The organism is Burkholderia sp. AU4i, from assembly GCF_000466765.1.
In the GTDB taxonomy this organism is placed as follows: domain Bacteria; phylum Pseudomonadota; class Gammaproteobacteria; order Burkholderiales; family Burkholderiaceae; genus Burkholderia; species Burkholderia cepacia.
On record NZ_ASSI01000170.1, the window covers coordinates 1 to 12316 of the forward strand.

Sequence of the window (12316 nt, forward strand, 5' to 3'; positions counted from 1 at the left end):
TCGTCATGGCGGGTGCGGCTCGGGCGACGGGTTACTTCCCGTCGGGGGTATCCCACTCGCCGCGTTCGGTGCGGCCGGCGTCGGGCACGGAAAGCCCGAAGTGGCGATACGTGAGCAGCGTCGCGACGCGCCCGCGCGGCGTGCGCTGCAGGAAGCCCTGCTGGATCAGGTAGGGCTCGAGTACGTCCTCGATCGTGTCGCGCTCTTCGCCGATCGCCGCCGCGAGGTTGTCGATACCGACCGGGCCGCCGTCGAACTTGTACAGGATTGCCTCGAGCAGCTTGCGGTCCATCAGGTCGAAGCCGACCGGATCGACGTCGAGCATCGCGAGCGCGGCATCGGCGACGGCCGCGGTGATCTGGCCGTCGGCCTTCACTTCCGCGAAGTCGCGCACGCGGCGCAGCAGCCGGTTCGCAATCCGCGGCGTGCCGCGCGAGCGCTTCGCGATTTCCAGCGCACCGTTCGGATCGATCTGCGCGTTCAGCAGCGATGCCGAGCGCCGCACGATGCGCGACAGTTGATCGGCGTCGTAGAACTCGAGGCGCGCGACGATCCCGAAACGGTCGCGCAGCGGGTTGGTCAGCATCCCGGCGCGAGTGGTGGCGCCGACCAGCGTGAACGGCTGCAGGTCGAGCTTCACGCTGCGCGCGGCCGGGCCTTCGCCGATCATGATGTCGATCTGGTAATCCTCGAGTGCCGGATACAGGATTTCCTCGACGACCGGCGACAGCCGGTGGATTTCGTCGATGAACAGCACGTCGTTCGCCTCGAGGTTCGTCAGCAGCGCGGCGAGATCGCCCGCGCGCTCGAGCACGGGGCCCGACGTCTGGCGCAGGTTCACGCCCATCTCCCGCGCGATGATGTGCGCGAGCGTCGTCTTGCCGAGGCCCGGCGGCCCGAACAGCAGCACGTGGTCGAGCGGCTCGGAGCGGCGCTTGGCGGCTTCGATGAAGATCTCGAGCTGGCCGCGCACCTTTTCCTGGCCGACGTAGTCGTCGAGCTGGCGCGGCCGCAGCGCACGTTCGAACACCTCCTCGTGCGACGAGGCGGGCGTGGCGGCGATGATCCGCTGCTCGGTGGCGAGTTTGTCGGTTTCAATCATGCGGCCATTGTACCGCGCGCCGCACTCGGGCCAACCTGGCCGAACGGCCGACTGGCGCGCAATGCCGCACCGCGCGACACTGGTTTCGACGGCCGGATTGAACGCGCGTTACGCCTTCGACAGCGCCTTCAGTGCGAGCTTGATGCCTTCGGATACACCGGTGCCGGCCGGCACGTTCTTGATCGCGGCCAGCCCTTCCTTTTCGGAATAGCCGAGCGCAAGCAGCGCGTTGAGGATGTCGGTTGCGTGGTCGGACGGCGACGCGGCGCCGGCGAGCGCGCCGAGATCGGCGCCGAGCTTGCCCTTCAGTTCGAGCAGCAGGCGTTCGGCCGTCTTCTTGCCGATGCCGGGCAGGCGCGTGAGGCGTGCGGCGTCCTGCATCGTCACGGCCTGCGCGAGTTCCTGCACGCTCATGCCGGACAGCACGGCGAGCGCCATGCGCGCGCCGATGCCGGTGATCTTCAGCAGTTCGCGGAAGGTCGTGCGCTCTTGGGGCGTGAGGAAGCCGTACAGCAGGTGCGCGTCCTCGCGGACGATCTGCTGCGTGAGCAGCACGACGCGCTCGCCCGTTTGCGGCAGGTTGTAGAAGGTGCTCATCGGCACGTCGATTTCGTAGCCGACGCCGTTGCAGTCGACGAGCAGGTGAGGCGGGTTCTTTTCGAGCAGGATGCCGGCGATGCGACCGATCATGGAGGGCGGGATGCGAGGAATAAAGCGCGAGTGTAGCGCACGTGCGGCGCAATGCCGACGGGATCGGCCGTCAGGCCGGGGCAACGGGTGTCGTGGGTGTGCCGCGTGCGGTCGAAATGGTCGAAACGGTCGACACGGTCGATCCGGCAGGCCGCACGCTGGCACGCGCGATGTCAGCCGACCAGCCGCCCGCGCCGTACGCGCAGCCCTTTTTTCGCGAGCGCCGGTGCGAGGCCGCCGAGCGTGCTGAGCGTGTCGCCGCCGTGCGCGTGGCAGATCGCCATGCCGAGCGCGTCGGCCGCGTCGGAGCCCGGCTGTCCGGAGAGATTGAGCAGCCGCGTGACCATCTCCTGCATCTGCGTCTTGGTCGCGCGGCCGTAGCCGACCACGGCCTGCTTGAGCTGCAGCGCCGTGTATTCGGCGACGGGCAGGCCGCCCGCGACGAGGCCGCAAATCGCGGCGCCGCGCGCCTGGCCGAGCAGCAGCGTCGACTGCGGGTTCACGTTGACGAACACCTTTTCGATCGCGGCCTGATCAGGTGCGTGCTCGCGCACGATGGTCGAGACGCCCTGGAAGATCGTGCCGAGCCGGGTGGCCAGGTCGGCGGTCGGCGTGCGGATCACGCCGCTCGCGACATAGGCGAGCCGGTGGCCGCTGACGTCGATGATGCCGAAACCGGTGACGCGCAGGCCGGGGTCGATGCCGAGAATTCGCATGAGTGAGGAGAAAAACCTGATGCAGCGATACTACAACGAATGGTGCGCGGCGCCGGCCGCACGGTTGCGTGCGCCGGCGCAACGCAATAAAAAACCCGGCGGGTGCAATGCCGCCGGGTTGTCGTGCAGCGGCCGCGCGGGCCGCATGCCGCGATCAGTGACGGAAGTGACGCACGCCCGTCAGGATCATCGCGATGCCGTGCTCGTCGGCTGCCGCGATCACTTCGTCGTCGCGCATCGAGCCGCCCGGCTGGATCACGCAGGTCGCACCGGCCGCCACGACGACGTCGAGGCCGTCGCGGAACGGGAAGAACGCATCCGACGCGACGGCCGAACCGGCCAGCGTCAGGCCCGCGTTCTGCGCCTTGATGCTCGCGATGCGCGCGGAATCGACGCGGCTCATCTGGCCGGCGCCGACGCCGAGCGTCATGCCGTTGCCGCAGAACACGATCGCGTTCGACTTCACGTACTTCGCGACGCGCCATGCGAACAGCAGGTCGTCCATTTCCTTCGCGGTCGGCTGGCGCTTCGTGACGACGCGCAACTCGCTCGGCTGCACGTTCTTCGAATCGAGCGACTGCACGAGCAGGCCGCCGCCCACGCGCTTCAGGTCGAACGCGTTATGGCCGTCGCCCAGCGCGATCTCGAGCAGGCGCACGTTCTGCTTCGCGGCGAACACCTGCTTCGCGGCGTCGGAGAACGACGGGGCGATCAGCACTTCGACGAACTGCTTCGCGACTGCCTGGGCGGCCGCTTCGTCGACTTCGCGGTTGAACGCGATGATGCCGCCGAATGCGGAAGTCGGATCCGTCTGGAACGCCTTCGCGTACGCGTCGGCCGAATCGTTGCCCACTGCCACGCCGCACGGGTTCGCGTGCTTGATGATCACGCAGGCCGGTGCGTCGAACGTCTTCACGCATTCCCACGCCGCGTCCGAATCCGCGATGTTGTTGTACGACAGTTCCTTGCCCTGCAGCTGACGGTAGTTCGCCAGCGCGCCGGCCGGCGTCGCGAGGTCGCGGTAGAACGCCGCGCTCTGGTGCGGGTTCTCGCCGTAGCGCAGGTCCTGCACCTTGTCGAACGCCAGGTTCAGCGTGGCCGGGTACGTGCTGCGCGACGCGTGCTTCAGCTCGTCGGTCAGGCTCGTCAGGTAGTTCGTGATCGCGCCGTCGTATTGCGCGGTGTGCGCGAACACCTTCGTCGCGAGGCGGAAGTTGGTCGCGTAGCCCACCGCGTTGCCGTTCGCCTTCATTTCATCGAGCACGACCGCGTAGTCGGCCGGATCGACGACGACCGTCACGTCGCGATGGTTCTTCGCGGCCGAGCGCAGCATCGTCGGGCCGCCGATGTCGATGTTCTCGATCGCGTCGGCGAGCGTGCAGTCGTCCTTCGCGATCGTCGCGACGAACGGATACAGGTTCACGACGAGCAGGTCGATCGTCGGGATGCCGTGCTGTTCCAGCGCCTGCATGTGCTCGGGCAGGTCGCGGCGGGCCAGGATGCCGCCGTGCACCTTCGGGTGGAGCGTCTTCACGCGCCCATCGAGCATCTCCGGGAAGCCCGTGTAATCAGCCACTTCGGTCACGGGCAGGCCGGCGTCGGCGAGGAGTTTCGCGGTGCCGCCCGTCGACAGCAGCTTGACGCCGAGGTCGGACAGCGACTTCGCGAAGTCGACAATGCCGGTCTTGTCGGAAACGGAAATGAGCGCTTGCTTGATCATGATGGAACCACCAATAGCCAGGGAAACGGGGACGGGACGGCCGCCTACAGCAGGCCGTGCTGCTGCAGCTTCTTGCGCAGCGTATTGCGATTGATGCCGAGGTACTCCGCGGCGAGCGACTGGTTGCCGCCTGCCTGTACGAGCACGACCTCGAGCATCGGCTTTTCGACGCAGGACATCACCATTTCATAGACGTCGTGCGGATTGGAGCCGTCTAGATCCCGGAAATACACGTCCAGGCTCTCGCGGACACATTGTTCGATGTTGTGCTTGCTCATGCTGCTAACTGGTTATGGTCGTCCGACTCGCCCTGGCCGTTTTCCTCTTCGTCGTCGACGTAGACGAGGTGGTCCGACAGCGCCTTTTGCGCCTCGAAGAATGCATTGACGGCGGCGAGCTGCTCGCGGGTGGAATCGAGCGTGTTCATCCTGTGCCGGAACCCGTTGGCACCGGAAAGGCCGCGAGTGTACCAGCCGATGTGCTTGCGCGCAGTACGGACTCCCGTGAATTCACCATAGAACGCGTAGTGGTCTTCCAGGTGTTCGTTCATCACGTGCTGGATCTCGTCGATCCGCGGCGGGGGCAGCAGCTCGCCGGTTTGCAGGAAATGATCGATTTCGCGGAACAACCATGGCCGACCTTGCGCGGCGCGACCGATCATCAGGGCATCGGCGCCGGTCGCGTCGAGCACGGCCTTCGCCTTCGCGGGCGACGTGATGTCGCCGTTCGCGACCACCGGAATCCGCACCGCCGCCTTCACGGCCGCGATGGTGTCGTACTCGGCGTCGCCGCGGTACAGGTCGGCGCGCGTGCGGCCGTGCACGGTGAGCATCGAAATGCCGGCGGCTTCGGCCAGGCGCGCGACCGTGATCGCGTTCTTGTGCTCGCGATCCCAGCCGGTGCGGATCTTCAGCGTGACGGGCACCGCATCGGGCCCCGTGCCGACCGCCGCGACGACGGCCTCGACGATGCGCTGCACGAGCGGCTCGTTCTGCAGCAGCGCGGAGCCGGCCGCGACGTTGCAGACTTTCTTCGCCGGGCAGCCCATGTTGATGTCGATGATCTGCGCGCCGTTGTCGACGTTGTAGCGGGCCGCTTCGGCCATCATCGCCGGATCGGCGCCCGCGATCTGAACCGCGATCGGCTCCACCTCGCCTTCGTGGTTCGCGCGCCGCATCGTCTTCGCGCTTTTCCACAGCTGCGCGTTGGACGCGACCATCTCGGACACGGCGTAACCGGCCCCCATCCGCTTGCAGAGCTGGCGGAACGGACGATCCGTCACGCCGGCCATCGGGGCGACGAACAGGTTGTTACGCAATACGTGAGAGCCGATAACGGGCATCGCAATGGCACCGCCCGCGGCGGGCGCGGGCATGAAAAGGGCAGACGGAAACGCGCATTTTACCGTATTCCCATGCCCCGCCGATTTGACCCGGTTTGAGTGGCGCGACTGTGCGCGCCGGGTGTCAGTTGCGCTGGCCGAACATCATCTGGCGCGCGATCACCTTTTTGAGCGGCGGCACGAACTCGAGCGCGGTCAGCGCGGCACCGCGCAGCAGCGGGAGCGGGCCCGAGTCGATCGTGAACAGGCGTGCCAGCGTGTCGGTCGCGCCGATCGTGAAACGCCGGTCGAGTGCGCGGCGCGCGTTGAAGGTGGCGAGTGCGGTCGATTCGAAGCCTTGCGTGGACAGCGTGTCGACGAGCGTATGCGCATCGCGCAGCCCGAGGTTGAGCCCCTGGCCCGCGACGGGGTGCAGGGTTTGCGCGGCATTGCCGACGATCGCGACGCGGCCGTTGACGAGCGTCTGCGCGGCGTTCAGGCCGAGCGGGAAAGACGCGCGGCCCGCGATCGCGACGAAGTCGCCCATGCGCGCGCCGAATGCGCTGCCGAGCTCGCGCAGGAACGCGTCGTCGGGCAGCGCGGCACGGCGCGCCGCTTCGTCGGGCGTGCAGCACCACACGAGCGAATATTCGGCCTGGCGCGGGCCACCGAGCGGCAGCAGCGCGAGCGGGCCTTCGTGCGTGAAGCGTTCCCATGCGACGTTCGGGCGCGGCGCCGATACCGTGACCGTGCCGACGATCGCGGTCTGGCCGTAGTCGCGGCGGTGCTTGCCGGTATCGGCCCGCTGTTCGTGGAACAGCCCGCCTTCGGCGTTGATGACGATGCGTGCGCGCAGCGTGCGCTCGCCTTGCGGGCCATCGAGCGTCAGCGTGACGCCGTCGGCATCCTGCTGCGGCGCGCGCGCGGTGGTCGACGTGAGCCAGTCGACGCGGGTGCCGCGCACGGCGCTCGCGAGCGCCTGGACGAGCGAGCCGAAGCGCACGACATAACCGAGCGCCGCGACGTCGTGTTCGTCGCGGTCGATCAGCGTGCGGCCGAAATGGCCGCGTTGCGATACGTGGATATGTTCGATCGGCGTCGCGTCGGCGGGCCACGCGAGCGTGTCGAGCAGCACGCGGCTGCCGTGCGACACGGCGATCGCGCGCGGATCGTTTGCGCTCGCGGCCGGTTCACGCGCATCGATCAGCGCGATCGATGCGTGCTGCGTGGCGCTGCGGCGCGCGAGCCAGCCGGCGAGCGCGAGCCCGACAGGGCCCGCGCCGACGATGGCGAGGTCGTAGTCCGGCGTGGCCGGGGAGGAGGCGGTCGTCATCTTGATTCGTGAAACGGAGGTAACGGTCGGCGGCAGCCGGTCATGCGAGTGCGCGCATCAGCGCTTCGATCTCGTCCGCCGCGACGGGCACGCCGCGCGTGATCAGCTCGCAGCCCTGCTCGCGCACGATCGCGTCGTCCTCGATGCGGATGCCGATGTTCCAGTACTCGGGCGGCACGTCGTCGGCGGCGCGCACATACAGGCCGGGTTCGACCGTCAGCGTCATGCCGGCCTTCAGCGTGCGCCATGGCAGCACGCCGTTGCCGTCGCGCTCGGCGAGCCGCTCGCGGTAGTCGCCGCAATCGTGCACGTCCATGCCGATCCAGTGGCCGGTGCGGTGCATGTAGAAGCGCGTGTACGCACGCTCGGCGATCACGTCGTCGACGTTCGAGAAGCGCGTTTTCGGGATGATGCCGGTGTCGAGCAGCCCCTGCGCGAGCACGCGCACGGCGGCGTCGTGCGGTGCTTCGAACGGCACGCCGGCGCGCGTCGCGTCGATCGCGGCCTGCTGGGCGGCGAGCACGATGTCGTACAGCGTGCGTTGCGCGGGCGAGAAGCGCCCGTTGGCAGGGAACGTGCGCGTGATGTCCGACGCGTAGCCGTCGAGTTCGCACGCGGCGTCGATCAGGATCAGGTCGCCGTCCTTCGCGGTTGCGTTGCCGGCCGGGTAGTGCAGCACGCACGCGTTCGCGCCGGCCGCGACGATCGAGCCGTACGCGGGCGACTGCGCGCCGTGCTTGCGGAACACATACAGCAACTCCGCTTCGAGTTCGTATTCGCGGATGCCGGGGCGGCATGCCTGCATCGCGCGGCGGTGCGCGAGCGCGGAGATGTGCGCGGCGCGCATCATGATCGCGAGCTCGTGCTCGTCCTTCACGAGCCGCATGTCGTCGAGGAGCGGCGTGAGGTCGAGCATCGCGTCCGGTGCGGCGACGCCCGTGCGCCCCAGCGCGCGTACCGCGTCGATCCAGCCCGCGAGCCGGCGGTCGAAGTCGGCCGATGCGCCGAACCGGTAGTGCACGGTGCCGGAGTCGGCGAGCAGGCGCGGCATCTCCATATCGATCACGTCGACCGCGAACGCCGCGTCGAAGCCGAACGCATCGCGCGCGGCTTCGGGCCCGTAATGGAAGCCTTCCCAGATCTCGCGGTCGGCATTCTTGCCGCGGCAGAACAGGATCGACTCCGGCGCGCCGTGCGGCGCGGCCGCGTTCAGCACGAGCACCGCATCCGGCTCGGTGAAGCCCGTCAGGTAATGGAAGTAGCTGTCGTACCGGTACGGGTAGGCCGTATCGCGGTTGCGCAGCAGTTCCGGCGCGGTGGGGACGATGGCGACGCCGCCGCCGGCGGCACGCAGTGCGGCAAGCACGCGTTCACGGCGCTGGCGGTAGACGTCGACGGCGATGGCGGTATCGAGGGGCGCGTTCATTCGTGCGATTGTAGCGCCGCGTGACGCCGCGCGTGAGAGAGGGGGCGGGAAGCCGCGCCGGGCGGCCCGCGTGACGGTTGTTGCAAACCATCCACAGGCCGGTCGGGCGATTTTCTGTCGCGCGACGCCGGCCGGTTATGATCGGCGACAACGTATACTCTCGGCGGTTCCCTTAAAAAGGCAGATGATGAAATTAATCGGTTCGCTCAGCAGCCCGTACGTCCGCAAGGCGCGGATCGTGCTGGCTGAAAAGAAGATCGACTACAAGCTGGAGCTCGAGAACGTGTGGGCGCCGGAGACGGATATTCATGCTTCGAATCCGCTCGGCAAGGTCCCGTGCCTCGTGATGGAGGATGGTGCCGCGGTGTTCGATTCCCGCGTGATCTGCGAATACGTCGACACGCTGTCGCCGGTCGGCAAGCTGATTCCGCCGTCGGGGCGCGAGCGCGTCGAAGTGCGTTGCTGGGAAGCGCTGGGCGACGGCGTGCTCGACGCGGCCGTGGCAATTCGTCTCGAATACACGCTGCGGGACGAAGCGCAGCGCAGCGCGAGCTGGATCGCGCGCCAGCAGCGCAAGATCGACGACGCGCTCGTCGCGATGTCGCAAGGGCTCGGCGGCAAGACGTGGTGCGTCGGTAATCATTACACGCTCGCCGACATCGCACTCGGCTGCGCGCTCGGCTATCTCGACTTCCGGATGCCCGAGCTCAACTGGCGCGACCGCCACCCGAACCTCGACAAGCACTTCGTGAAGCTGCTGCAGCGCCAGTCGTTCGCCGATACGCTGCCGCAGAACTGAGCCGCGCGCGACGCGTACACGCTTCACGCATTCACGCATTCGGCAGACGAAAGAAAAGCGCCCCGCAGGGCGCTTTTCTTTTTGCCGGGCCGCCCCCGCGGCGGAGGCGCTCGCCTGCATCATTCGATCGACGCGTAGACGGCCTCGCCGAGCGTGAACGAATCGCTGCGCGAAATCGGCCACCACTTGTCGTACAGCGTAAAGCCGCAGGTGTTGCCGTCGAGCAGCGCGCCGGGCTTCAGGTACTTCAGCAGCTGCGACATCAGCCGGACCTCGTGCGGCGCGATGCGCTGCACGATGTGATGCGCGCGCAGCTCCGACGGATGCGCGAGGCCGGCCGCCTGCACGAGCTCCTGCAGCGCGTGCAGCGTGTTGCGGTGGAAGTTGTACACGCGGTCGGCCTTGTCGGGCACGACGAGCGCGCGCTGGCGCACCGGGTCCTGCGTCGCGACGCCGGTCGGGCAGCGGCCCGTGTGGCAGGTCTGCGCCTGGATGCAGCCGACCGCGAACATGAAGCCGCGCGCCGAGTTCACCCAGTCCGCGCCGATTGCGAGCGTGCGGGCGACGTCGAACGCGGTGATGATCTTGCCGCTCGCGCCGATCTTCACGCGGTCGCGCACGCCGATCCCGACGAGCGTGTTGTGCACGAGCAGCAGCCCTTCCTGCAGCGGCACGCCGACGTGGTCGGTGAATTCGAGCGGCGCCGCGCCCGTGCCGCCTTCCGCGCCGTCGACGACGATGAAGTCCGGCACGATGCCGGTCTCGAGCATCGCCTTCGCGATCCCGAAGAATTCCCACGGATGGCCGACGCACAGCTTGAAGCCGGTCGGCTTGCCGCCCGACAGCGTGCGCAGCCGTTCGACGAATTCGAGCAGCCCGCGCGGGGTCGAGAATTCCGAGTGCGTCGCGGGCGAGATGCAGTCCTTGCCCATCGGCACGCCGCGCGTCTCGGCGATCTCCGGCGTGATCTTCGCGGCCGGCAGCACGCCGCCGTGGCCGGGCTTCGCGCCCTGCGACAGCTTCACCTCGATCATCTTGACCTGCGGATCGGCGGCCTGCTTCGCGAACTTGTCGGGGTTGAAGGTGCCGTCGTCGTTGCGGCAGCCGAAGTAGCCGGACGCGATTTCCCAGATGATGTCGCCGCCGTTCTCGCGGTGGTACTTCGACAGCGAGCCTTCGCCCGTGTCGTGCGCGAAACCGCCTTTCTTCGCGCCGAGGTTCAGCGAGCGGATCGCGTTCGCGGACAGCGAGCCGAAGCTCATCGCCGAGATGTTGAAGATCGAAATGTCGTACGGTTGCGCGCGATTCGCGCCGACGCGGACGCGGAAATCATGGTTCGGCAGCTTCGTCGGCGCGAGCGAGTGGCTGATCCATTCGTGCGCGACGGCCTTCACGTTCAGCTCGGTGCCGTACGGCCGGTTGTCGGCGACGTTCTTCGCGCGCTGGTAGACGAGGCTGCGCTGCGCGCGAGAGAACGGTTTCTCGTCGGTGTCGTCCTCGACGAAATACTGGCGGATTTCAGGTCGGATGAATTCGAACAGGAAGCGGAAGTGGCCCCAGAGCGGGTAGTTGCGCAGGATCGCGTGGCGGTCCTGCTTCAGGTCGTACAGGCCGAGCGCGACGAGGGCGGCGGGAATCAGGATCCACAGCCACGCGATCGCGTGCCGCGCGGCGAGTGCCGCGACGGCCACGAACAGCAGGACCGCGCACCACATCGCGAGATAGCGTCGGGAAAACATGGGGACTCCGTCGTAATTATCTGGATGGCCATCGCTCGCGAGCGGTCGCGCGGCGGCCGGCAGGTCGGCGCCCTCGGCGTCGCGCCGGGCCGGCGGGGAGGGTGCCCGAGCCATGCCTGGCCGCCGCCGGCGCCCACGATGGTCGAGAGTCTACTACGGGTCCCGTGAAGCTCGCGTTGCCGAGCCGGGCCGCCGCGTCAGGTGCCCGCGTGACGGATGAACGGGCCGTATGCGGGCGCGTCGGGCTTCAGCGTGACGCCGGCTTCGAAGTCCGTGTCGCGGTTGAACGGCACCCGCGGCCACGTGTGCCAGGCGCGCAGTCGCGCGCGGTAGTCCGCGAGCGCTTGCGCGAGGCGCGCGTCGTCGAGCCGCGCGTTGTCGCTGGCCGGATCGCTGCGAACCGCGTGGATCAGGTGCGGTTCGAGCACGTCGAAGCCGACGTAGCGCAGCGCATGCATGAGCGGCCACAGCAGCAGGCGCGTGTCGCCCTCGCGGCCGTCGGGCGCGCAGGCGGCGGCCGACGATCCGGTCGTCACGCTCAGCAGCGCGCGGCGCCCGTGCAACACGCCGCTGTCATGGCGCCGGCGGCTGCTGTAGAGGCCGCCGTAGACGAACACGCGATCCATCCAGCCCTTCAGGATCGCCGGTGCGCCGAACCACCACAGCGGGAACTGCAGGATCAGCGCGTCGGCCTGTTGCAGCAGCCCGACGTGATGCCCGACCTCCGGCGCGAGCGTGCCGCGCTCCCAGTGGTGGCGCTGCTCGCGTTGCGCGTCGAAGCGTGCCGTGTCGAGCCGATCGGCGTAATGGCGCGGCGCCTCGCACGGGTCGAAGCCGTCGGCGTACAGGTCCGCGACGGTCGCGGCATGGCCGGCGGCGCGCCACGCATCTGCCGCCGCATGGGAGAGGGCCGCGTTGAACGACTGCGGTTCGGGATGGGCGACGACGATCAGCGCATGCATGGCGGGCTCCGTGAGTGTGCGACGATGATGGCCGGCGGCAGTGGGGCCGCGCAATCACGCACCCGGAGGTAACCATGGCATTTCCCGGCGACGTCTATGTGGCGGACTGTTCGGCGCGCGACGCGCTCGCGCTGATCGCCGGCAAATGGACGCTGCTGATCCTGCCGGCGCTGGCCGAGCGGCCGCTGCGCAACGGCGAGCTGCTGCGGCGCATCGGCGGCATCTCGCAGAAGGTGCTCACGCAGACGCTGCGCGAGCTGGAGCGCAACGGGCTGATCGAACGGATCGCGATCGCCGCGCGGCGATCGCATGTCGAATACCGGCTGACGCCGGTGGCGGAATCGCTGGTGGACACGCTCGTGGCGCTCGATCGCTGGGCCGAGCGCCATTTCCCGGTGCTCGACGCGGCGCGCGAGCGCTACGACGCGGCCGTGCAGTACATGCGTTGAACAGGCGGGCGGCCGCGGGCGCGACCGCTTTCGGCCGGCACCGCCCGCGCGGCGCCGGC

Annotated in this window: 12 protein-coding genes; 2 read left to right on the forward strand and 10 right to left on the reverse strand. The window is 68.4% G+C overall.

All coding sequences use genetic code 11. The features are described 5' to 3' along the window. Positions 1-31: 31 nt before the first annotated feature. The 8 genes from ruvB to L810_RS32705 form a co-directional block, all read right to left on the reverse strand. On the reverse strand, positions 32-1102 hold the full coding sequence (ruvB, locus tag L810_RS32670) for a Holliday junction branch migration DNA helicase RuvB (RefSeq protein ID WP_021162489.1): 1071 nt from the start codon (positions 1100-1102) through the stop codon (positions 32-34). A 108-nt stretch (positions 1103-1210) separates the two neighbouring features. Then, positions 1211-1792 carry a Holliday junction branch migration protein RuvA gene (ruvA, locus tag L810_RS32675; RefSeq protein WP_021162490.1) on the reverse strand — a complete coding sequence of 194 codons (582 nt, stop codon included), beginning with the start codon at positions 1790-1792 and terminating at the stop codon, positions 1211-1213. A gap of 173 nt (positions 1793-1965) precedes the next feature. Further along, on the reverse strand, positions 1966-2508 hold the full coding sequence (gene ruvC, locus L810_RS32680; RefSeq protein ID WP_021162491.1) for a crossover junction endodeoxyribonuclease RuvC: 543 nt from the start codon (positions 2506-2508) through the stop codon (positions 1966-1968). Between the two features lie 154 nt (positions 2509-2662). Then, positions 2663-4228 carry a bifunctional phosphoribosylaminoimidazolecarboxamide formyltransferase/IMP cyclohydrolase gene (gene purH / locus L810_RS32685; RefSeq protein ID WP_021162493.1) on the reverse strand — a complete coding sequence of 522 codons (1566 nt, stop codon included), beginning with the start codon at positions 4226-4228 and terminating at the stop codon, positions 2663-2665. Between the two features lie 44 nt (positions 4229-4272). Further along, positions 4273-4506, reverse strand: coding sequence for a Fis family transcriptional regulator (locus tag L810_RS32690; RefSeq protein ID WP_006476892.1), 234 nt, complete (start codon positions 4504-4506; stop codon positions 4273-4275). Continuing rightward, on the reverse strand, positions 4503-5570 hold the full coding sequence (gene dusB / locus L810_RS32695; protein WP_042977079.1) for a tRNA dihydrouridine synthase DusB: 1068 nt from the start codon (positions 5568-5570) through the stop codon (positions 4503-4505). Before dusB ends, L810_RS32690 begins: the two co-directional genes overlap by 4 nt. A 124-nt stretch (positions 5571-5694) precedes the next feature. Continuing rightward, a complete protein-coding gene (locus tag L810_RS32700; RefSeq protein WP_021162495.1) occupies positions 5695-6882 on the reverse strand; it encodes a UbiH/UbiF/VisC/COQ6 family ubiquinone biosynthesis hydroxylase in 1188 nt (395 codons plus the stop codon). Between the two features lie 40 nt (positions 6883-6922). Beyond that, positions 6923-8308, reverse strand: a complete 1386-nt coding sequence (locus L810_RS32705) for an aminopeptidase P N-terminal domain-containing protein (protein WP_021162496.1) — start codon at positions 8306-8308, stop codon at positions 6923-6925. 187 nt (positions 8309-8495) lie between these two features. On the opposite strand from L810_RS32705, the gene L810_RS32710 reads away from it, so the two are divergent. Next, entirely contained in the window at positions 8496-9107 is a 612-nt protein-coding gene (locus L810_RS32710; RefSeq protein WP_021162497.1) for a glutathione S-transferase family protein, read from the forward strand. 119 nt (positions 9108-9226) lie between these two features. Here the strand turns inward: L810_RS32710 and L810_RS32715 are convergent, their stop codons facing one another. Together L810_RS32715 and L810_RS32720 are read right to left on the reverse strand one after the other, a co-directional pair. Continuing rightward, positions 9227-10846, reverse strand: coding sequence for an FMN-binding glutamate synthase family protein (locus L810_RS32715; protein WP_021162498.1), 1620 nt, complete (start codon positions 10844-10846; stop codon positions 9227-9229). Positions 10847-11043: 197 nt separating this feature from the next. After that, the gene (locus L810_RS32720) at positions 11044-11808 is read right to left on the reverse strand and encodes an NAD(P)H-dependent oxidoreductase (protein ID WP_021162500.1); all 765 of its coding nucleotides are present in this window, start codon (positions 11806-11808) and stop codon (positions 11044-11046) included. A gap of 74 nt (positions 11809-11882) precedes the next feature. Here L810_RS32720 and L810_RS32725 point away from each other — a divergent pair, with 74 nt between their 5' ends. Further along, the gene (locus L810_RS32725; protein WP_021162501.1) at positions 11883-12257 is read left to right on the forward strand and encodes a winged helix-turn-helix transcriptional regulator; all 375 of its coding nucleotides are present in this window, start codon (positions 11883-11885) and stop codon (positions 12255-12257) included. Positions 12258-12316 lie beyond the last annotated feature (59 nt).